We start from the raw sequence: 21,138 nt of genomic DNA on the forward strand, positions 1-21,138 counted from the left end.
TCATGTCGGATCTCAACCTTCTGGAACAGGCGCTTGATGAGGTCGCAGCAGGCAAACGTATTGCCTATCTCGGGCCAGAGGTATCGGCCCTCTCGGGCGGCGATTGGCCCGCTACGCCCGAACGCCTTTGTGCCCTGATCGAAGCGCAGGTGCGGGCCCCGCGTCGGGCGACCGGCAATCTATGGTCTGTCGCACAATTCGTCGAAAGCCGGAAGTTTCGCGCTACTTTGAATGCAATCGTAAATGCAGCCTTCGACGCCGCTTCCGGAAACGCGAACCCAATTCACGATTGGCTGGCCCACATACGTCCGCCGATGGTTGTCGACACTTGGTATGACGACGGCCTGTTGCAGGCCTTCGGCGGGGGAAACTGGGGCCTCGTCCAAGGGGTGAGCCGCAATGGCGAATGGATCGATCTTTTTACCCGAAGCTACGACGCGGCAGGCACTGAAGTGGAGGCACCTGATCCTGCGTGGGAGACCTTGATTTACAAGCCGCATGGGCTGGGCAAAACAGGTTCATCTTTTCTCATGTCCGATAGCGACTATGTCGAAGTACTCACCGAAATCGACATCCAACGCCCAATCCCAGAAGAGGTACAGAAACGCCGCACGGGGTTGCCATTCTTGTTTCTGGGATGTCGTTTCGATGACCAGATGTTACGTACTTTCGCACGGCAAATCGCCAAGCGTTCGGGAACTGGCCATATTGCGGTGATGCCCGGGTCACTGACCCGTATGGAAGGGCGCTTTCTCAATGAGATGAACATGAAGCGTCTCGACATGCCCCTAAAGACCGTCAAGGATGCCCTCACTATATCGCAGACATAGCCAAGCGCTCATGTGAGCAACCTCTCATCGAAACGAAGATCAAGAGGTTCAAGCTTCTCTCATTCTAGGTCCAACAAGCCTTTCCCGATGTGCCCGACTTAAGCGGTGTCGAAGCCCGCGCTTTGGGATCGAGTGGACCTTTTGGCAGAAGGCGACGATTCTGCACATGCTCCTCCATCAAGACGCTGGCAAACCACTCGCCGACAGAATGCCCCGGCATTACTATGACATTGCCGGACTGACTCGGCATGACGCCAATGCCGGCATCAGCAATACTGTTTCCGACTGACGCAACAAAAATCATGGCCTGAAACGCTCTGTCGTCTCCGCAACGAGGTGCCCCCTGGTAGCCAGAAACCCCGCATAGGCGAAGCATCCGCCCCTTAATGACGTCGGGCTTCAGCAAATCCGGGGAAGCTGCTCTCCGACCAGCATGTCGACGATCCGGGTGCCTCCGAAGCGGGTTCGGAGGGTGACGGGCATAGAACCGCGTACGGTCGCGTTACCGATGATCGCGGCATCCCGCCCGGCATCGGTCGCACGCATGGCGGCCAGTGCAGCGGTTGCCTCTGCTTCGGGGACAAAGACAACCAGAGTTCCTTCGTTGGCAAGGTAAAGCGGATCAAGACCTAGGATTTCGCAGACACCGGCAACTTCGGGGCGAAGGGGTAGCAGGTCTTCGTCGATCTCGATCGATACGCCCGCCGCATCCGCCATCTCGTTCAACGCCGAGGCAAGACCGCCGCGTGTTGCATCGCGAGCGGCACGAAGACCGGGCGCAGCGTCGATTGCGGAATCCATCAAGTCATTCAAGGGTTGGCAATCGCTTTCGATGTCGGTCGAAAGCGCAAGATCTCCGCGTGCAGCAAGGATTGCGGCACCGTGGTCTCCGAGGACTCCGTTGACGATGGCGACGTCACCCGGCTGGATCGCATCGGCGCGCAGGTCCCGTCCCGGAGGAATGACGCCGACACCCGAAGTCGTGACAAAGACACCATCAGCCGAGCCTCGCTCAACGACCTTGGTGTCACCGGTCACGATGCGAACCCCGGCGGCCTCTGCCTCGCGTACCATGCTGGCGACGATCCGGCGCAGAAGTGCGATCTCGGTACCCTCCTCAATAATAAAGGAGGCGGAAAGCCAGAGCGGGTTCGCGCCACCGACGGCGAGGTCGTTGACCGTACCACAGACGGCCAGCGTGCCGATGTCGCCGCCGGGAAACTCGATCGGTGTGACAACAAAGCTGTCGGTCGTGAAGGCAAGTTGCGCGCCTGGTTCCTGAAGAGCCGCGGACATCAGACGGGCCTGATCCTCCATTCCCGGGGGTTCGAAAGCCGTTACGAATACTTCATCGATGAGATCGCGCATGGCCTTGCCTCCGCCACCATGCGCAAGCGTCACGCGCGCATCGCGAAGACGGGAAATGCGCTTCGTCATGTTCATTCCGCCGCCTCCAATGGTCGTGCGCCACCGTATTGCCAGTAGGCTGCACACGCGCCCTCTGACGATACCATGAGTGCGCCGAGCGGCATTTCTGGCGTACAACCCGTGCCGAATTGGGGGCAATCGGTGGGTTTGCAGCGCCCGGTCATGACCGCTCCGCAGGCACATCCCTCGGGTTCTTCGACGGGCGCGCGGCCGGTGTCGGACCCGTAGCCGATCCCGAATTTCGCTTCGGCGTCATACGCGCGATATGCCTGGCGGATTCGGAGGCCACTTTCGTCGATTTCGCCAAGCCCCCGCCATTCAAAGGTCGGCCGGGGCTCGTACACATCCTGAACGGCCGCGATGCTGACCGGGTTTCCGTGCTCAGGCACAACGCGGGCGTACTGGTTCTCGATCTCGGCACGGCCATCACGGATCTGTTCAAGAACCATCAGAACCGACTGTAAAAGGTCCAGGGGTTCGAAACCTGCGACGACAAGCGGCTTGCCGAACTCTTCGGCAATGAAGTCGTAGGGGTGCACACCGATCACCATCGAGACATGCCCCGGTCCAACGAAACCGTCGAGCACCATGTGCGGATCGGAAAGGAGCGCACGGATGGGCGGCGGGACGGTGATGTGATTGCAGAAGACGGTGAAGTTGGTGAGGCCCTCGCGCGCGGCCTGCTGGATCGAGAACGCTGTTGATGGTGTTGTCGTCTCGAACCCGAGACCAAAGAACACTACCTCGCGGTCCGGGTTCCGGCGGGCTAGTTCCAACGCATCAAGCGGCGAATAGACCATCCGTATGTCAGCGCCGTCAGCCTTGGCCTGCAACAGGGATTTCCGCGTTCCGGGAACGCGCATGGCATCTCCGAAAGTCGTGAATATGACCTCCGGCCGCTCCGCCAGCTCTACGCATTCATCGACGCGACTCATGGGCAGGACGCAAACAGGGCAGCCGGGGCCATGGATAAATTCGATTCCTTCATGGACGAGTTTGTCGAGCCCGTAGCGGAAGATCGCGTGGGTATGACCCCCGCAGATCTCCATTATGTGGACCGGCTTCTCTTTCGTGGCCCCGATCTCGTCGGCAACGCGGGCAATGGCAGACAGGACACTTTTAGCGGCCTTGGGATCGCGGAATTCTTCGACATACTTCATGACCGGGCCTCCGCGAAGGCCCTTTCGCCCTCTGCCATCTGTTCCAGGGTTTCCTGCGCCTCGCCGAGCCCCTTGAGAGCCTCGAGCGTCTCAGCCGCTTCATGTTCGTCAATGACCGCCATCGCGAAGCCCACATGGATCAGCACCCACGCCCCGATCAGTTCGTCGAGATCGCCGCTGACGACAGGGGCAAGCGACACTTCCCGACGAACACCCGAGACGTCAGCCATTGCCATCTGAAGCTCCCTGTCAGTGATCGCTGTGATTTGTCCTGGTATGCCTAGGCACATGGGCTCACTCCTCTTCAGATGTGGCGGCGCGGGGCTCGATGCCGTAGCGATCAAGCTTGGCGCGTAGACCGACGCGGCTGAGGCCAAGCTCACTGGCTGCGCGGCTCTTGTTCCATTTCATTCGCGTCATCGTTTCGCGAAGGATGCGCATCTCCATCATTTCGACGCGGTCCTTCAAAGTGCCATCCATTGTGCCAAGGTCGGCGGCCTTGCGGTCAGCACCATTCTCCCCCGGTTCGGCCTGAAGGATATGACGAGAGATCAATTCGGGCCCGAGCGTGACCTCTTGCGCGATAATCAGCATGCGGATGACTTCGTTCTGAAGTTCGAGCAGGTTGCCGGGCCAGTCGTAACCTTCGAGGAACTCAAGCGCGGAATCGGAGAAGCCGCGGACCGGCTTGCCATGTTCTTCGGCGGCGGCGTGCAGAAACTTCTCTGCTAGACCTGCGACATCGCCCGGTCGTCCGCGAAGGGGGGGCACGTGGAGTTCCGTGACGGCGAGTGCAAAGTAGAGGTCGCCGCGAAAGCCCCCCTCGGCGACCCTCTGGCGAAGGTCGCGGTGGGACCCAGCCAGAATGCGCGCACCCGATGTCTGCGTCTCGTGGCTGCCGACAGGCTGGTAGGCGCCTTCGCGCAGCAGCCGCAGCAACGTCAATTGCATGACCTCGGACAGGCTATCAATCCCATTGAGAATGATTGTGCCGCGATCCGCCTTTTGCAGGATACCGAACCGTGTCGATTGCACCCCGGGTGCAGCCCCGCGCTTGATCCCGAAAAGCTCAGCCGCGAGCGCTTCGTCGCTCAGCCCCGTGCAATTCAGCTCGAAGAAGGGCCGATCGGAGCGGAGCGAGCCGTAGTGCATGGCGCGGGCAAGCTCGGTCTTACCCGTACCCGCCTCGCCCGTAAGAAGAACGGGGACGTCGAAGCTGGCATATTGCCGGGCGAGCGCTATCACAGCGTTCAACGGTGAATTTGGCCCGCGCCACACACTGTCGAAACCGAGCCCCTCCTGCAACTGGCGTCGCCGGGCGTCGAGTTTCGCGGTGGCAGTCGACCCGAGATAGCGCATCTCTAGCGTCATGCGTTCGTGGTCGCGGGCCAGTTCAAATAGCCGGACGGCGTTCCTGACGGCCATGAGCAGCTGATCGGGGTGCCATGGCTTGGTAATGAACTGATAAATGCCAGCTTCGTTGATCGCATCGATCATGTCGTTGGATTCGGTGTAGCCGGTGATGATGATCCGGACCGTCTCGGGCCAGCGGTCCCGGATCTCGGTCAGCAACTCCGTCCCGGTTTTGCCCGGCATCCGCTGATCCGAAAGGACCACCTGAACCCAATGCTCTTCCATAAGCGCAAGCGCCTCGGTCGCATTCATCGCTTCGAGCACATTAAAGTCGTCTTCGAGTGCCATGCGCATCGAAGCGACCGAATGCTTCTCATCGTCGACGACAAGAACGCTCGGAAGCGTGCGGGCCGCCATCTACTCGGCCGCCTGCTTGATGCGCTTGGCCTGCGCCTCTGCCTTCAGCCAAGCGATCCAGCGGTCCAGCCCCTCGCCCGTTCTGGCCGACACGCGGATCACCTCGATCAGCGGGTTGACCCGTTTCAGATTGGCCTCGTAAAGGTCGAGGTCCACGTCGCAGTGTGGCGCAAGGTCGACCTTGTTCAACAAAGCGAGCTTCGATGCAGTGAACATATCTGGGTATTTGAGCGGCTTATCCTCGCCCTCGGTCACGCTCAGGATCGCAACCTTGGCATCCTCGCCCAGATCGAAGGCCGCCGGACAGACAAGGTTGCCGACGTTCTCGATGAACAGCGTCGTGCCTTCGACGGGGGCAAGATGATCCAGTGCGTGTCCAACCATGTGCCCGTCGAGGTGACACCCCTTGCCGGTGTTGATCTGCACCGCCGGTGCACCCGTCGCACGGATGCGGTCGGCGTCGTTCGAAGTCTGCTGATCGCCTTCTATGACGGCGACCGGCGCCTGCATCTTCGTGATCGTGGCACACAGAAGGGTCGTCTTGCCCGATCCGGGTGACGACACCAGGTTCACCGCATAGGCGTCGAGTTCGCGAAGGCGGGCGCGGTTCAAGCTAGCGTAGCGATCGTTTTCCGAAAGAATCCCGGTTTCGATCTCGATCAGGCGTTCCTGGCTCATTCCTGGAACAGCGACCCCGGCCGGACCGGTGCCGTAGTGTATGTCATGCCTGTGATCGTGCCGGTGATCATGAACGTGTCTGTGTCCGTGATCGTGGTCGTGAGAATGGCCGTGATGCCCGTCTCCTTCGACCTTGCCATCACCGCATCCGCAAACCGTACACATCACGCCACCTCCATATCTTTGATACGCATCTCGTCCCCACCTTCTGGTAGGAGCCTTCCGCCGCCGCAATCGGGGCACGGGTCGAGCCTGTCCATGATCTCGACCGTTTTTACACAGTCGAAACAGGTCGCCGTTCCCGGAAGATCAATCATTTCGAGGACCGCGCCCTCGGCTTTGGAGCCGCGCATCACCACGTCCCAGGCGAAGCTCAGCGCCTTCTTCTCTACGCCAGCGAATTGACCGATCTCGACACGGACGCGGGTCACACGCGCGATGTCGTCCGAGGCCGAGGCCTGCTCGACAATGCGGCGGATGCCCTCGCAAAGGCTCATCTCATGCATGACCTACCTCCGTAAGGCGCACAGGACTACAGGGATCAAGCACGTCCAGAAGAAGATTGCCAAGGCCCCCTTTGGTCGCGGGAAGCGTGGATAGAGCACAATCAAGGACGCCGCCAGCAGCCAAGAGATGATCGGTTGGCGTTACACGGTCAAAGCGGGTCACGGTATCGCCGGTTGCTTCGATCCGAACGGCATAGCTGCCGCGTGCAGCCGGCACGATGGCCTCTCCCTTCGTGGGCGTAGCCACCGATGGCAGATCGCCGTCGTTGATAGCGTGAAGATCGTAGAGACGCGCAGCGGCGCGCCAGAGAGGACCTTTGCCGCGGCTCTCAGCGATACCAAGCATGGCGGGGTGACGGGCCACCCGCGAGGCTACAGAATTGTCCACCGAGCCCGGCGACCAGATGCTCTGCGCAGTGACGGGCGGCAGATCCGCGACGGCTTCGCCAGTAGCGAAAGATCCGTCAATGAGGCGAAGAACAGGAGCATAGCCCGTATCACTTGTCAGGTAATCGAAGAAGTCGGCGGCGGTGGCTGGCGCCTCGCCCGGCGGCCCGAAAGCCGCGAGGGAAAGCGCAGGTCCACACACCGCCCAGTTGTCCGGCAAGGGCGTGGGAGGCCGCCCGAAACAAGCCGGCCAGGTAACGTGGAACTTCAGAAGATGATCGCGCAGGATCTCGATCGCGATCCCATCCGTGTCCGCCTTTCGGCCAAGGGCCACCTCGACCGCCGCGCCCTGCGCCGCACGGCAGAGGTTGAACAGTCGTGGCAACAACTCGACGACCTCGCCCACCTCACGACCAACCACCAGCCGCGACACCGGAAGCGCCGGGGCTGGCTGAAACGACAGCGTGGAAGAGGCGGACAGATCAAGCATCAGGCCGCTCCGTCCGGGGCGGCCACACCGCCCGAGATGACTGCCCGTCGCGACGGTGCCGGGTCCAGAATAGGGACTGCCTCGTCTTCGACCTCGACCTCCGTTAAAGCGGTAAGCTCGGCCTCGCGGGCGGCGCGGATATCGGCGGCGCGGTCGGTTTCGGCCCGGTGCTCGGGGCTGAAGATCGCGTCCATCACCGCGCGGGCGACATCGATCGCATCCTTGTGACTGGTGAAATCGCCCATTGGGGAGAAGAGCGAGCACGCCTTGTAGCCGCCGGTCATCTCACGTGTGTTATGGATGAATTCGTAATCCCCGGACGGAAAGGCGATAACCTCTTTCGCCCCCGTCACAAGATCGGACCAGTCGTCCCCATCTGGCAGAAGAACGAGGTTCATGAACCACGGGCTGACAAGCACGCCCATCACCCTGCCATCGTGCTTGCGAAAGCCGACCGCCTCGACGCGGAGCGCCTTGTTCACAAGGGGAACGTCGCGCATCGTCGAATGCCAGACCTCGGTAAAGTCGGCGACCAGCTTTTCGGTCAGCGCCGCGATCTGCGCGGCCTCCTGAACCGCTTCCGAACCCGGGTCCTCAAGCACCATGAACTGCTCCTGCGCCGCGCCGCAATTCGGGCAGGACCAGTCTTCAGGAAGCGCCGTGAATGGCGTACCCGGCTCGATCTGGCGATAGTCGTCACCCTCGGTCGGATCGTAAGGCGTCCAGCAGATCTTGCATTCCATGATCGCCAATGGGCTGATCTTGTCGGTCGCGCCCAGGAACGAGCCTTCGAACCCGGTCATCGGATCGCCTCCATCACCTGACGCAACCGCGCGGCGCTTTCGGCCAGATCCTCGTCGGCGGCCAACACCACTTCGGGCATGTCGGTGACTTCGAGCGTATCCAGAATCAGCGTGTCCATGGAATTGAAGAACTGCACGCGCCAGACATGGGGTAGCGCCGTGGCCCTGATCCGGCAATTGCCGTATCCGCGCGACAGGATGTCCGTTGCACCCTGCCCAAGACGCGTATCGAGCCAGAGAAGATCTTCCTCGGTATGTGGAAGAAGCGTTAGGTTGATCACATGCAGCTCACCGGCATATCCCGCGCTTTTGTCTTCGAGCTCGGCGATCAATGCGGGCGCATTGACAACACCCGGACCGGCCTGAACAGCACGCCGCTCGACCGAGGCAACGAAGGCATGGTCACGGGCGGCGTCGGGCACCGTGGCGACATCGATACGATCGATGCCCACTCCCGTCACCGTCCAGATACCCGCAAAGACACTCTCCTGAACCGAAAGGGCCGGGATGCCCCGAAGCTTCATGGCGACCTCGCCCTCGCCCATCGTCTCGGCGATGAGGCCGCGATTGGCCTTGTCCAGCCCGCTCAGATCAAAGCTGACGCTCTTTCCACCCTTGGCGACCTTGTCGGCGGCGTCCGCGATCTGGCCCATAAGCGCCATGGCCGGTGCAAGGGCCGGGTCGGCCTCGACCATGGGGATGCTGGGCGTATAGGTCCGCATATCCTGAGGCAGGCTCATGTATTCGAGCTCGGAACCTTCCGTCTCGCTCGGCTGTGAGCCTGGACCGAAACCTGTCGGAGGAATCTGGACATCACGGATCATAGGTGTGGCTCCTTCACTCGGCCGCAATGGGCAGGTCTAGAAAGCGCGTGATCCGCGCGATGTAATCGTCCCAGTCGCGAACCTTGGGAATACCGCCAAGGCAGACGCCGTCGCGGTAAAAGATGAGCGACGGCGTCTTGTTGATACCGGAGGCATTCTTGACCATGCCGTGCATTTCGTCGACGACGATTGCGCAATCGAACCGGCCCTGAAACGCGGCCACCAGTTCAGGTACGATCACGGCGACGTCCGGGGTCTCAAGGTTGCGCTCGACATCGCCCGGGACAAAAAGCGCGTGGGCGCCCGGGCGCGAAATAAAGGCCAGCACCTCGTCTTCGGTCGAAAGGCTGGACCATCCAAGTTCGTGTGTCAGTCTGTCGATCAGCGGGTGTCCCATGGGCCTCTCCCTTGCTCAGGCATGTGTCTTCCCAGCCGCCGCAGCCGCCGCAAGATGCGGTGGCAGGCTGGGTGTGGTTCCGGTCAGGTCTGCGAAGGCATCGCCCAGATCGCCGCCGTTCATCACCCGTTCGAGTCCGGCGATGGCGGCGCCAATCCGTTCGGCGTCGTCTTCGGTCAACACTTCGCGTGCGGCGCCGAGGAAATTCAGGACCCACGTGCCCACCGGTTGCGTGCCGACCAGCGACAGGTCGATGGCCTCGGTCCGCGCCCCGTTGGTTGCGACGGCGTTGGTGCCGTCGACCTCCGTGATCTGAAAGGGGATGCCGATGCACATGTGCCTACTCTCCGGCAGGTAGGAAGCGGGCGTCGCCAATCCGGCAGGCCTCTTCTTCCGAAGGACGGCCGTCCTCGTACGCCGCCATCCGGATCGAGCGATCAGCAAGCTCGTTCGCCTCGGTGCGGCCTGGCTCTGACGTGACGCCCCGCGCTTCCAGCCACTCGCAGGCGATGCGCAGCGCTTCGGGGATACGATTAGCCACCAGCGGGCGAAGGCCCCCGCCGTAATCCTCCAACTCGACTGGCTGACAGCCGATCAGCAACAGCTCGTCCGGGCACTGGCCCATCAACTGTGCCGTCGCGATGACATCCTGAAACCCGGTCTGGTGAAGGCTCATCTTCTTGGCACCCATGAAACGCGGCACCTCGTCGCCTTCGACGATCTTCATCGTTCCGGGCTCTAGTCCGTAGTCCACTGCGTCGAACACGACGAGAAGATCTGCATCTTCAAGAAACGGAAGTAGGTAGAGACCCTGCGTCCCACCATCCAGAAGCAGCGCATCGTCTCCGAAGGATCGGGTTTCGGCCAGAGCTTCAACACAGCGGACCCCAAAGCCTTCATCGGCCCAGAGTACGTTTCCGATGCCAAGAACAAGCGCTTTCGCCATATCCCTTGATCCTCCCGCAGTGGACGTCCGGGTTCCCAACCGGTCGTACTGGTGCCAGTCTTGGCGATTTTCGCGTAAATCGGATGGAAAATGACCACCAATCCTGAAAGTCTCCTAGTATTTTGAAATTAAACAAAAAACACTGAAAAAAGTCGGTTTTGGTTTGCACGAAAACGCAAGGTTACCATCCATTACTTAATCATATTGAAACTTTACTTTCCAGTATCAAAAACGGGCGCCGAAGCGCCCGTCCGATTCCTTCCGAAAGTGGTTAGCCTCAATCCACCTTATCGTCCTTGAACGTTCTGGTTCCGGAGATCATGGTTGAAACCATGGACTGACGGCTCATTATGTCTTCGCGGATCGCCGCATAGATGTGGATCATCATGAAGATCAGAATGAACCACATGCCCAGACGATGGATCTGGTGAAGCACCTGGCTATTGCCGATCCAGTCGCGCAGTGGCCCAAAAATTGCGTCCAGGATGCCGCCCTGCCCCGCGCCCTCGGCATAGAGTGCAAAGCCGGTGACGATCATGAACGTCATGCCGATGGTCATGAAAAAGAACATGGCGATCTGTGCCAGCGGGTTGTGGCCGACATATTTCTTCGGCGTCTTTTCCAGGAACGCGTACCACTTGATCTCGTGCCAGACCTCGGCCCACCACTGACCTTTCCAGAATGGGAGCATGAACATCTGCTTGGAGTGGTGGTTTCCGACAAGTGCCCAGTAGATCCGACCGAAAAAGCCAACGGTCATGATCATACCAGCGGCGAAATGCGCAAAGCGGATATAGCCAAAAACGAACTGGTGCGTCGCTTCTGCAATCTGCATCGACGGCGGTGGAGACCCGATCAGATAGCCCGTGACAATCAGAACCATGATTGCAAAGGCGTTGATCCAATGCCAGAGACGAACTGGTGCCTCGTAGACATAGACGCTGGTGCGCCGGGTGATAGTGGCAAGGTCCTGATCTGTGGCATCGCCCGTCAGAATGGTGTCGTTGTCGGTGACGCTCATTCTCGCGCCCTCCAGATGACCAGCACAACAGCTATGAGGGCGAAGGCGCCGATCAAGGGGGCGGCGTGAAAGGTGCCATGTGCGGGCTCGGCAAGAGCGGCATGACCGCCATGCGCCAGAGCCGAGGTCGGAGCCAGAACGGCAAGTGCGAACAGTCTTTTCATTGGAAATCCCCTTTCTCTAGCGGACCTTGACGGTGGTGAGCTCTTCACCATCCGGCGACATGACATGGGTCGAGCATGCGAGACACGGGTCGAAACTGTGCAGCGTTCGCAGGATTTCGACCGGCTCTTCGGGTCGCTCGACCCGTGTGTTCATCAGTGCCGCTTCAAAGGCGCCGATATTGCCCTGGCTGTCGCGTGGCGAGCCGTTCCAGGTTGTCGGAACAACGCATTGATAATTCTCGATGCGTCCTTCCTCGATATGAACCCAGTGACCAAGCGCGCCACGCGGCGCTTCGGTCATGCCGACGCCCTTGGTGGATTTGGGCCAGGTCGACGGCTCCCATTTGGCGACATTCGCGGTGCTCTCGTCGCCGTTCTTGATGTTGGTGACGAGCTTGTCGAAGAAGTATTTTTGGAGACGCCCGCAATACTCGCCTTCGAGCGCGCGCGCCGCCGTCCGACCTAGCGTCGAGAACAGAGCATCCACCGGCAGGTCCATCGTTCGCAAGAGACCGTTGATCTGATTTGTGATGTCCTCGTGCCCCGAGGCATAGCCCACAACATAGCGGGCCAGCGGTCCGACCTCCATCGCATTCCCACGCCAGCGGGGCGCCTTGATCCAGGAATATTTTGCAGCCTCGTCGATCTGCTGGATGTTCGTCTTTGTCCCCTTCATGTTGGGACCAAGCTCAAACTTGGCATCGGTGACGCCGTCCCACGGATGCAAGCCTTTGCCAGGCTCACCGTAGTCGTACCAGGAATGGTCGACGAATTCCTGAATTTGCTCAGGGTCGCGCACGTCCACGTCGTGAACGACCGACAGGTCCCCATTGGTAATCGCGCCGCGCGGCAGGTAAAGCTGCTCGGGCGAGAAATCGTTCGGGTGCTCCGGGATATCGCCGTATGCCAGACATGCCTGCGACGAGAGCCCACCGCCATAAAGCCAGTTCTTGTAGAACCCGCCAATCGCGACGACGTCCGGCAGATAGACGTTCTTGTTAAACTCGATGCACTTGTCGATGATCGACGACACAAGGTTCAGGCGTTCCATGTTAATTGCGCCAACCGCGCCGGTGGAATGCACGTTGATCGGACACGGCACACCACCCACCAGCCAGTTTGGATGCGGATTCTTTCCGCCGAAAATGGTGTGGATCTTGGCGATGTCCTTTTGCAGGTCCAGTGCCTCAAGGTAATGCGTCGTCGCCATCAGATCGGCCTCTGGCGGCAAAAGATAGGCCGGATTGTCCCAATACCCGTTCTTGAATATGCCAAGCTGGCCGCTTTCCACGAAAGCCTTCAACCGGTTTTGGATGTCACGGAAATAGCCGGGGCTCGACAGCGGATGCGACGGGCTGACGGCCTGCTGCAACTCGCTCGTTGCCTTGGGATCCGCACGAAGCGCATTGACTGGATTCACCCAGTCGAGCGCGTGCAGGTGGTAGAAATGCACAATGTGGTCGTGGATCTGCAGGTTCAGCTGCATGATGTTCCGGATCGAGTTGGCATTGTCCGGAATTTCGATCCCAAGCGCGTCTTCGACCGCGCGGACCGATGTCAGCGCGTGCGTGCCCGTGCAGACCCCGCAGATGCGCTCGGTGAAGGCCCAGGCGTCGCGCGGATCGCGACCCTTGAGGATCACTTCCAGACCACGCCACATCGTTCCTGTCGAGACCGCGTTGGTGATCATATTGTTTTCATCGACATTCACTTCGCAGCGCATGTGGCCTTCGATCCGGGTAACCGGATCGACCACGACGCGCTGGCCGCTATCGTCGAGTGTGAAGCCGTTGGGTGTCTGGACAACCATGTCTTAGACCTCCTCGTTCTCGGACACGCGGTCCTGCGTTTTCTTTTGAGCAGATTTGAGCGCACTAATCGCGGCATGCGCGGCGATACCCGCACCCACGGTGCCGGCAGCGGCGATGCCGATCTGATCGGCATTTGCCTCGACGCCAAACTGCGTCAGGTCTGTTACGCGGTTGTAGAAGCTGCCCTGATCCCAGAAACCGTCCTCGGAACATCCGATACATCCGTGACCGGACTGAATCGGAAATGATACGCCCTCATTCCAGCGTACGGTCGAACAAGCGTTGTAGGTAGTCGGGCCTTTGCAGCCGACCTTGTAAAGGCAGTAGCCCTTGCGCGCGTTCTCATCGTCCCATTCCTCAACGAATTGCCCCGCGTCGAAATGCGGACGGCGGTAGCATTTGTCGTGAATGCGCTGACCATAGAACATGGCCGGGCGGCCCTGACGGTCGAGTTCCGGCAGCCGGTCAAAGGTCAGCATATAAGTGATCACGCCCGTCATGACCTCGGCAATCGGCGGGCATCCGGGCACCTTGATGATCGGCTTATCGGTGATGACCTTATGAACCGGTGTGGCCTGTGTCGGGTTGGGCTTGGCCGCCTGAACGCATCCGTAAGACGCACAGGCACCCCACGAGATGATCGCCTTGGCGTCCTTGGCCACATGGCGCAGCTGCTCGACGAACGGTTTGCCCGCATTGATGCAGAACATGCCGTCTTCGTTCAGTGGCGGGTTGCCCTCGACAGCCAGAATGTAGTTGCCTTTGTATTTCTCGATGGCCTCTTCAAGCGCCGCCTCCGCCGCCTCGCCGGCTGCCGCCATCAGGACGTGGCTGTAATCGAGCGAGATCATCGACAGGACCACATCCTTGGCGAGCGGATGCGCCCCGCGAATGAAGCTTTCCGAGCAACATGTGCACTCCAAGCCGTTGATCCAGATGACAGGCGTGCGAGGTTTTGTCTCCATCGCATGCGCGATCTTGGGTACGAAGCTTGGCCCAAGACCCAGCGCAGCCGCAGTCAGCGAACAGTATTTCATAAAGCTTCGGCGGGTGATCCCCTGCTTTCGCATCACTTCATAGAAGGTTTCGATCTGGCTCAAGGCAGGCCTCCTCCGGTTCCCGTTGTGTTCGGGCACGCGTCGCACGTCGTGCCGATCCATTTACAGGATCGCGGTATGCGCCAGTATGCGACAGGGAAAGTGACTGCTTTTGTGGCAGTCTCCAAGTGTCTGTGAAGATTGGCCTTTTTCACATAATGGCGCTTTTCAACAGGTAGGGAGCTTACCGGTGGTGCAGGTGGATGGTCAGTAGCTTTCCATCCGCGCAAGGGCGACGAGCGCCTGTCCAAAAGCGAGTCCGCCGTCGTTTGCGGGTACCTGTCCAGGGCCGCAAATCTGCATGTCCGGCAATTCATCGATGACGCGCCGCAGTAGCAAAACGTTCTGAAAACATCCACCCGAGAGAGCGATGGTGTCGGTACCAACCGCCTCTGCCGACGCCAGTGCTGCATTGGCAAAGGCCGTGGCGACAAACCCATGGAACCGGGCCGCAATCACGCCATGGTCCAGATCGGATTCAAGGTCCGATGCAAGGCTTTCGAACATCGGGACCGGGTCGATCTTTTGTCCATCGAAGGCATAGGGATACGCCTCTCTGGTGTCGGCCTTTTCGGCAAGCGCCTGAAGTCGCATCGCCGCCTCACCTTCAAAGGTCTGTCGGTCAGTCGCAATGCCGAGACAGGCGGCGACGGCATCGAAGAGCCGCCCGACCGATGATGACATCGGTGCGTTCACCCCGACGGCTGCTGCGCTTCTGAGCACGTCGATCGGCTTGTCCCGAAAAAGCCGCTCGGCCACGTTCGAAAGCCCAGCCTGATCGAGCCGGACGACCGCATTGCGCCACGGTTCGGACTGCGCACGGTCGCCACCGACAAGTGGGGCAGGCTTCAGAGCAACCGACCGTTCATAGTCGGCATATCCACCTGCCAGCACCTCGCCGCCCCAAACCGTGCCGTCCGGACCCAGCCCGAGGCCATCCAGAACCATCCCGATCGCAACCGAGCCCGTCCAGCCTGCTTCACCAAGCGCGGCCGCCATGTGGGCGTGATGGTGTTGCACCTCGAACACTGGCAGACCTTGTGCATCGGCCAGTGCGTGGCCGTGCCGGGTCGCCCGGAAATCGGGATGCAGGTCGACGGCGACGCTCTCGGGTCGATGATCAAAGAGTGCGGCCATGTCACGGTCCGCCTTGAGGAACTCGTCAACGCACAACGCGTCGTCGAGATCGCCGAGATGGTTCGACAGCAGCGCCTGCCTGTTCTTCGTCAAACAGATCGCAGATTTGAGCTGCCCGCCAAGGGCCAGAACCTGTCTGTCCGGCAGCGTCTCGGGGATCGGGATCGTACCGGGCACGGACCCACGTGCCCGACGCAGGACAACGGGACCGGTCGGACCAATGATCTCGACACCATCATCGAGACGACGCGCGATGTCGCGGTCATGCATCAGGCTGCCGTCAACAAAGTGAGACAGCTTCTCCCGCGCCTCGTTGTTTCCGATGACCTGCGGCTCACCTGACAGATTTCCCGAGGTCATGACCAAGGGGGCATCGACAAGATCGAGCAGGATGTGGTGCAGTGGCGTTGCAGGCAGCATCCATCCCAATCGACCCTGACCCGGAGCAATCTCTTCGGGCAAATCGCTCGTCAAGGAACGCTCGATCAAAACGATCGGAGCGGCCGCCGATCTGAGGCGATCCCGCGTTGCATTGGTCACGTCGCCATGCCGTTCAATCGTCTCGAGCGGCGCCATCAAGGCAAACGGCTTGATGGGGCGCCTTTTGCGTTGGCGCAACTCAGCAACAACTTCCGCTTGCGTTGCGTCGCATGCGAGATGGAAACCACCAAGCCCCTTGATCGCAAAGATGCGCCCCTGTCGGAGCTGGCCAGCCGCAAGCTCAAGCGAGTCGCCGTCCACGATGGCACCCGTCCGATCCTCCAACCACACGGATGGGCCACATCTGGGACAGGCAATTGGTTGCGCGTGAAAACGTCGGTCGGCCGGGTCCTCGTATTCGGCACGACAGGCGGCGCACATCTCGAAGGGCGCCATCGTTGTCTGCGCACGATCATAAGGCAATGCGTTCAGGATCGAGTAGCGAGGCCCACAATTCGTGCAATTCGCAAAGGGATATCCATATCGTCTTTCGCCGGGGGTGCGGATTTCGGCAAGACAATCCGGACATGTGGCAGCGTCCGGCGTGACGCGGGTCTCGGCACCCTGCGGACCAGAGGCCACGATCTCAAAAGTGCCGCCAAAGGCACCTTCGACCACCTCAACTTCGACGGTCTCTACGACTGCAAGGGCTGGTGCTTCGTGCTTGAGGGCCCGTTCGAAAGCGTCGAGGTTTTGGCCAGCGGCAAGGATCAGGACGCCTTCTGCATCGTTGCTGACCTGTCCCCGTACACCCAGACGATGTGCCAATTGCCAAACAAATGGCCTGAATCCCACTCCTTGCACCTGACCGCGAACGCGTATGCGTCGACCGCTGGTCAATGCACCGTGCAGACCATGCAGGGATCGAAGCTTCGAACGATGTGCTGCACCGAAACAGGTGCGGTCTCGCCCGCGCCAACTGGCGCACCCACCAGAGCCGCCTCAAGCGGGCCAGGCGCGTCAGACCCGTCGCGAGGGGAAAAGTTCCAGGTGGTCGGTGCAACGATCTGATAATTCGCGATCCGGCCATCTTTAATGACGACCCAATGGCCGAGGGATCCGCGGGCCGCTTCGACAAGCCCGATGCCGCGCCCCTCACGGGGCACATCGAAGTCACCCATAAAGGTCTGGGACGGATCAAGCGCATTGACCCAGTCTTCAAGCCAGACCTGCGTCCGTGCGATCTCGAGAATCCGACCGGCAATCCGTGCCGTCACACCGCCCTGCTCTGCAACGCTCAACGCAAGTGGATGACCATCGACGACATTTCTGGCAAGCGCGCCGACTTCGGCTGTCTCACCGTTAAGGCGAGGCGCCTTGCACCAGCTGTACCCCGTCTCAGACATTTCCTCGTCGGGTTGTGTCAGACCCTCAAACGGATTGGCCGACGGCCCGAGCATCCAGCTTCTCGCGACATCCTCGACAATACCCCCCGGATCAATGTCGTGGATCACGCCACCGGACCAGAGCCCTTGCTTCGTCGTTCGTCCATCAGGCTTTGGATACGCCCCATACGACAAGTATCGCCGTGGTCCGACCCCCAAGCCGCCGAGGTTCAGATCCCGGGCCGCCTGTAGAAAGAGCCCAGCATCCCCTGTCTTCCAGGTGTCGAGGTCACCGCTTGTCTTCAGTGCAAGAAACGCCTCAACCGGGGCTCCGAACAGATGGGTCTCGAGAAAGCGGCGAAATGCCTTGAGGGTCGAGTTCATCCGCACACGCTCGGCGGCGGTTGGGGTGCGCGTGACCCCGGCCGGCTGTATGGCAAGCGTGTGCGGCCACTTTCCCCCAAGAATGCCCGTAATATGGAAAAGCCGTGCGCGCGCATCAAGCGCGGCCTTGGCCGCCGTTCCCTTGGTCGCAGTGAAGCGGGTCACGATCTCATCATACCACTCGCGACCTTGGTAAACAGGTCGTGCGAAATCTGGCATGAAAAACAGATAGAAATGGGTGATATGATCGGCAAGGTTCTCGACACCATGCAAGATCGATGCGGCGATCCCACCTTGTTCGGGCATCTCGACACCCGCCGCATCCGCGAGCGCACGGGCAGCCGCCGCCGATTGGCTGATCGAGCATATCCCACAGATGCGTGGTGTAAGAGTAAGTGCATCGCGGGGATCGGCACCGGCCAGCATCTTTTCGAACCCGCGAAAAAGCGGAGAATTCGCATAGGCACCGCTTACCGCGCCATCTTCAATATCGAGCCGCACCTCCAGATCGCCTTCCACCCGGTTGAATGGTCCTACGATCAACTCGGTCATGAACGTTCTCGCTTTGGCTTCGGCACCACTTCGACGCGGTCAGATACGGCGTTTCGACTGATCCGCTCGGGTGTTGCTGCCTTGGACAGGGAAGCAAGCGCCATGAACCATGCTTTCGGCATGTCCGAGGGAAGACCCACGGGAATGCCGGCGAGTTTGGGCGTCTCCGTAAACGCATGATGCGGGCTTTCGAACTCTGGACTCGTACAGGCGATGCAGGGATATCCACCGCGCGTGCAAGAACCGCCACCATTCCAGGGCCGGATATTACAGTCGCCCACGGCCTGCGTTCCCACACAGCCTAGATTTTCCATCATACAGCCCAGTTCCGAAAGTTTACTGGCGCTGGCTTTGTATTCGTAGAACTCGTTCTTTGGACACGCATGATGCACGAGATGTTCGGCGTAAAAGAGCGGACGTCCAAGATCATCAAGCTCATCGCTATCAAGGGCACCGGCCGCGATCAGCAACAGCGTCTCAGTAACCCAGTCCGGATGCGTGGGACATCCGGCAATATTGACCACGGGAAGGCCCGACCGGGCAGAAAAATCGCTGGCCAGCGCGCCACCCTGATGGCCTCCATCGTACTGAAGACCGACAGCGTCGGCCGGATTCCCACCGGCGGCGGTAATGCCTCCATAGGCAGCACAGGTGCCCACCGCCAGAACATAAGTCGCCAGCGGTGCCAGATCACGCACCCAGTCAAGCATTGACCGGCCCGTGCCGGATAACACGTGATAGCGCCCGGTGCCCTTTGGCCCGGTGACAATCGAACCCTCCACGCACAGGATATCGAGCGGCAGCCGTCCGGTTCGGACGTCCTCGAGGATTGTCAGAGCCTCAGTACCGGTCTCTTCTGAAATCGCGGGGTGCCAGAGGAGGTTTATCCCTGCATCATCCAGCAGATTGAGAACGTTCGGGTCCTCAGCGCACAAGAACGACATTGTGCAACCTCCGCATCCTGCGGATTGCAGCCAAAGCAAGTTCACGTTTCTTCCTCCATTGGAAGCTCCAGTCGGAATGCTGAGCCGGGATTGAGATTGGTGTGGCTCAACCGTCCGCCATGCTCCTCGGCAATCTTGTTCGAGATCGACAGGCCCAGTCCGGTCCCCTCGCCCACAGGTTTTGTTGTGAAAAACGGATCAAAAATCGCCGAGGCCACGTCTGCATCAATGCCGGGCCCATTGTCCGACACAGTCAGCACGCCATTTCCGTTCTCGACAGACGTAGACACAACGATTGTCGCATCATCCCGTCCCTTGAGCGCATCGATGGCATTCTGCACAAGGTTCATGACAATCTGCTGTATGTGGCCCGAATTACCGTGGACAGACAATTCGTCCAGACCCTCGAACCGGATATCGACGTCCGCTTTCGAGCCCCGGGCAACCCACCTCGCGGCCACACGCGCAGCCTCGACCAGATCGTAGGCCTCGCGTGCGCCTGCACCTGTGACCGACAACCTGCGCAGGTCGGCCACGATGTCTCGCACGCGCTCGGAACCTTCTCGCGCTCCGTCGATGGCTGCTCGAAGATTTCTAAGCTCGCGGTCCAGTTTCAGTTGCCCTCTTAGCGCAACAAGTTCTTCGCGCGATGCCCCCGCTTCGACGCGGTCGAAGTATTCCTCGAACCGCATGATGTACTTCTCTAGGGCATGGGCATTTGCGTAGACGAAGCTGATCGGGTTGTTCAGCTCGTGAGCGACGCCCGCCAGGAGCCGCCCCAACGAGGCGAGTTTTTCGTTTCGTACAAGCTGCGACTGTGCCTCTTTCAGGCTCTCGTGGCTTAACTCGAGCTCGGAGTAAGCGCGACGCAGCTCACCCAACGGTCTCCCAACGATCACGGCTCCGATCATCTTGCCCCGGTCGTCGATACGCGCTGCGATGGACACTTCGTATGGCTCAGAGCTTTCCGCCGTCTTCAGCTCCGCCTCAAAGCGAACGGCTTCGCGCGAAAAGCGCAATGCATCAAGTTCGTGAAGAAGACGCGACTTGCTGTCCCCCTCGAAGAGCGCTCCCGCATCTAGTCCGATCAGGCCCTCACCTGCGAGACCGGTCGCTTCGATCAGTGATGCGCTGACTTCGGCAATCGTCGCGTTCCGGCCGACAATGATCATGATATCGCTGACAGACGAAAGGATCGACGTCAGGAAACGCCGGAATTCATGGAGTTTCTCATTCTGCTCTTCGAGAAGGTTCTGGTGGGAAACCAATTCGGAATAGGCAGCATCGACCGCGGCCAAAACCTCAGACCATGCTTCATCCGTAAACTGCGGATCCGCTTTGCTTTCGAACTCGATTGGACTGACCACCATTTTGTTCCCGTAGCGAACCTAGCCGACTATCGGACATCAACAAAGGGTATTGAGAGATTGTGTCCTGCCGTGAAAGACGCGCCCGGCAATAAGGCAAGTCGTGTCAATTCGATTGCGTCTCGTGTTTCGTTGCTACAGGATTGTGTCCCAGCCCGAGCTAACGATCCTGTGCTCCCACACGGTTTCGCCCAACCCAAGCTCCGGCAAGTCCCGCAGGCTCTGCAGATCGAACGTCACCGGGAACGTCTCCGTCGTCACCGGCGTGTTTGGCGCGCCGGGCCGTGGCGGCAGCGGGCCGCTCGCGATCAGATCCTTGTAGCGCAGTCGGGCCAGCAATTCGCACTGATCTCCTCGTCGAAGATGTCGGCCAGCCCCACCCGGTCGATGGGCTGGTGATAGGCTGTGGCGCAGAGCACACCCATCTCGGTGAAGGCGAGCGGATTGTTCGCCAAGATCAGCAGCGGCTTTGACGGCGTTCGCAAATTGCGTCCGGGAGCGGAATATCCAACCGCCTGCCACTTGTGCTAGTTCATGAGGTCCGACTGCGAGCTCGACCTGGATGTCGTCGATCTGGCCTGCTGCCGGTTTCGTGGACGCCGAGATACGGTGTTTATGAAACTGGAGAATCTACATG

The 21,138-nt window shown here is 60.1% G+C and carries 24 protein-coding genes; 1 reads left to right on the forward strand and 23 read right to left on the reverse strand.

Going from position 1 to position 21,138, the window contains the following annotated elements; all coding sequences use genetic code 11:
• Window positions 1-2 precede the first annotated feature (2 nt).
• Window positions 3-830, forward strand: a complete 828-nt coding sequence (locus SLH47_RS24110; RefSeq protein WP_320243418.1) for an SIR2 family protein — start codon at window positions 3-5, stop codon at window positions 828-830.
• A 399-nt stretch (window positions 831-1,229) separates the two neighbouring features.
• On the opposite strand, the gene hypE is transcribed toward SLH47_RS24110, so the two are convergent.
• The 23 genes from hypE to SLH47_RS24220 all read right to left on the reverse strand — a co-directional run bounded on the left by hypE (window position 1,230) and on the right by SLH47_RS24220 (window position 20,956).
• Window positions 1,230-2,273, reverse strand: coding sequence for a hydrogenase expression/formation protein HypE (hypE, locus tag SLH47_RS24115; RefSeq protein WP_320243420.1), 1,044 nt, complete (start codon window positions 2,271-2,273; stop codon window positions 1,230-1,232).
• A complete protein-coding gene (gene hypD, locus SLH47_RS24120) occupies window positions 2,270-3,418 on the reverse strand; it encodes a hydrogenase formation protein HypD (protein ID WP_320243422.1) in 1,149 nt (382 codons plus the stop codon). Before hypD ends, hypE begins: the two co-directional genes overlap by 4 nt.
• The gene (gene hypC, locus SLH47_RS24125) at window positions 3,415-3,708 is read right to left on the reverse strand and encodes a HypC/HybG/HupF family hydrogenase formation chaperone (protein ID WP_320243423.1); all 294 of its coding nucleotides are present in this window, start codon (window positions 3,706-3,708) and stop codon (window positions 3,415-3,417) included. The genes hypD and hypC overlap by 4 nt, the downstream gene beginning before the upstream one ends.
• A gap of 4 nt (window positions 3,709-3,712) precedes the next feature.
• Window positions 3,713-5,188, reverse strand: a complete 1,476-nt coding sequence (locus SLH47_RS24130) for a sigma-54 dependent transcriptional regulator (RefSeq protein WP_320243425.1) — start codon at window positions 5,186-5,188, stop codon at window positions 3,713-3,715.
• Window positions 5,189-5,866, reverse strand: coding sequence for a hydrogenase nickel incorporation protein HypB (gene hypB, locus SLH47_RS24135; RefSeq protein ID WP_413785675.1), 678 nt, complete (start codon window positions 5,864-5,866; stop codon window positions 5,189-5,191).
• Complete coding sequence (locus SLH47_RS26445; RefSeq protein WP_413785676.1) at window positions 5,863-6,006, reverse strand: hypothetical protein; 144 nt, start codon at window positions 6,004-6,006, stop codon at window positions 5,863-5,865. The genes hypB and SLH47_RS26445 overlap by 4 nt, the downstream gene beginning before the upstream one ends.
• Window positions 6,007-6,030: 24 nt before the next feature.
• Window positions 6,031-6,372, reverse strand: a complete 342-nt coding sequence (hypA, locus tag SLH47_RS24140) for a hydrogenase maturation nickel metallochaperone HypA (RefSeq protein ID WP_320243429.1) — start codon at window positions 6,370-6,372, stop codon at window positions 6,031-6,033.
• Complete coding sequence (locus SLH47_RS24145; RefSeq protein ID WP_320243431.1) at window positions 6,365-7,249, reverse strand: hydrogenase expression/formation protein HupK; 885 nt, start codon at window positions 7,247-7,249, stop codon at window positions 6,365-6,367. The genes hypA and SLH47_RS24145 overlap by 8 nt, the downstream gene beginning before the upstream one ends.
• The gene (gene hybE / locus SLH47_RS24150) at window positions 7,249-8,052 is read right to left on the reverse strand and encodes a [NiFe]-hydrogenase assembly chaperone HybE (RefSeq protein ID WP_320243433.1); all 804 of its coding nucleotides are present in this window, start codon (window positions 8,050-8,052) and stop codon (window positions 7,249-7,251) included. The genes SLH47_RS24145 and hybE overlap by 1 nt, the downstream gene beginning before the upstream one ends.
• Window positions 8,049-8,876 carry a hydrogenase expression/formation protein gene (locus SLH47_RS24155; protein WP_320243435.1) on the reverse strand — a complete coding sequence of 276 codons (828 nt, stop codon included), beginning with the start codon at window positions 8,874-8,876 and terminating at the stop codon, window positions 8,049-8,051. Before SLH47_RS24155 ends, hybE begins: the two co-directional genes overlap by 4 nt.
• Window positions 8,877-8,889: 13 nt before the next feature.
• The gene (locus SLH47_RS24160) at window positions 8,890-9,273 is read right to left on the reverse strand and encodes a hydrogenase accessory protein (RefSeq protein WP_320243437.1); all 384 of its coding nucleotides are present in this window, start codon (window positions 9,271-9,273) and stop codon (window positions 8,890-8,892) included.
• A gap of 15 nt (window positions 9,274-9,288) precedes the next feature.
• Complete coding sequence (locus tag SLH47_RS24165) at window positions 9,289-9,609, reverse strand: HypC/HybG/HupF family hydrogenase formation chaperone (protein WP_320243439.1); 321 nt, start codon at window positions 9,607-9,609, stop codon at window positions 9,289-9,291.
• A 4-nt stretch (window positions 9,610-9,613) separates the two neighbouring features.
• On the reverse strand, window positions 9,614-10,219 hold the full coding sequence (locus SLH47_RS24170; RefSeq protein ID WP_320243441.1) for a HyaD/HybD family hydrogenase maturation endopeptidase: 606 nt from the start codon (window positions 10,217-10,219) through the stop codon (window positions 9,614-9,616).
• A gap of 277 nt (window positions 10,220-10,496) precedes the next feature.
• Complete coding sequence (gene cybH, locus SLH47_RS24175) at window positions 10,497-11,240, reverse strand: Ni/Fe-hydrogenase, b-type cytochrome subunit (RefSeq protein WP_320243442.1); 744 nt, start codon at window positions 11,238-11,240, stop codon at window positions 10,497-10,499.
• Complete coding sequence (locus SLH47_RS24180; protein WP_320243444.1) at window positions 11,237-11,404, reverse strand: hypothetical protein; 168 nt, start codon at window positions 11,402-11,404, stop codon at window positions 11,237-11,239. Before SLH47_RS24180 ends, cybH begins: the two co-directional genes overlap by 4 nt.
• A gap of 16 nt (window positions 11,405-11,420) precedes the next feature.
• Entirely contained in the window at window positions 11,421-13,214 is a 1,794-nt protein-coding gene (locus SLH47_RS24185) for a nickel-dependent hydrogenase large subunit (RefSeq protein ID WP_320243446.1), read from the reverse strand.
• 3 nt (window positions 13,215-13,217) lie between these two features.
• Window positions 13,218-14,315 carry a hydrogenase small subunit gene (locus SLH47_RS24190; protein WP_320243448.1) on the reverse strand — a complete coding sequence of 366 codons (1,098 nt, stop codon included), beginning with the start codon at window positions 14,313-14,315 and terminating at the stop codon, window positions 13,218-13,220.
• A gap of 204 nt (window positions 14,316-14,519) precedes the next feature.
• On the reverse strand, window positions 14,520-16,769 hold the full coding sequence (gene hypF / locus SLH47_RS24195; RefSeq protein WP_320243450.1) for a carbamoyltransferase HypF: 2,250 nt from the start codon (window positions 16,767-16,769) through the stop codon (window positions 14,520-14,522).
• Window positions 16,766-18,190: a nickel-dependent hydrogenase large subunit gene (locus SLH47_RS24200; protein ID WP_320243452.1), complete on the reverse strand. Its 1,425-nt coding sequence runs from the start codon at window positions 18,188-18,190 to the stop codon at window positions 16,766-16,768. Before SLH47_RS24200 ends, hypF begins: the two co-directional genes overlap by 4 nt.
• On the reverse strand, window positions 18,187-19,179 hold the full coding sequence (locus tag SLH47_RS24205) for a HupU protein (RefSeq protein ID WP_320243454.1): 993 nt from the start codon (window positions 19,177-19,179) through the stop codon (window positions 18,187-18,189). Before SLH47_RS24205 ends, SLH47_RS24200 begins: the two co-directional genes overlap by 4 nt.
• A complete protein-coding gene (locus SLH47_RS24210) occupies window positions 19,176-20,504 on the reverse strand; it encodes a sensor histidine kinase (RefSeq protein WP_320243456.1) in 1,329 nt (442 codons plus the stop codon). Before SLH47_RS24210 ends, SLH47_RS24205 begins: the two co-directional genes overlap by 4 nt.
• Before the next feature lie 132 nt (window positions 20,505-20,636).
• Window positions 20,637-20,762, reverse strand: coding sequence for a hypothetical protein (locus tag SLH47_RS24215; protein WP_320243458.1), 126 nt, complete (start codon window positions 20,760-20,762; stop codon window positions 20,637-20,639).
• Between the two features lie 47 nt (window positions 20,763-20,809).
• The gene (locus tag SLH47_RS24220) at window positions 20,810-20,956 is read right to left on the reverse strand and encodes a hypothetical protein (protein ID WP_320243460.1); all 147 of its coding nucleotides are present in this window, start codon (window positions 20,954-20,956) and stop codon (window positions 20,810-20,812) included.
• Between the last annotated feature and the right edge of the window lie 182 nt (window positions 20,957-21,138).

The organism is Cognatiyoonia sp. IB215182 (genome assembly GCF_033963905.1).
GTDB lineage: Bacteria > Pseudomonadota > Alphaproteobacteria > Rhodobacterales > Rhodobacteraceae > Yoonia.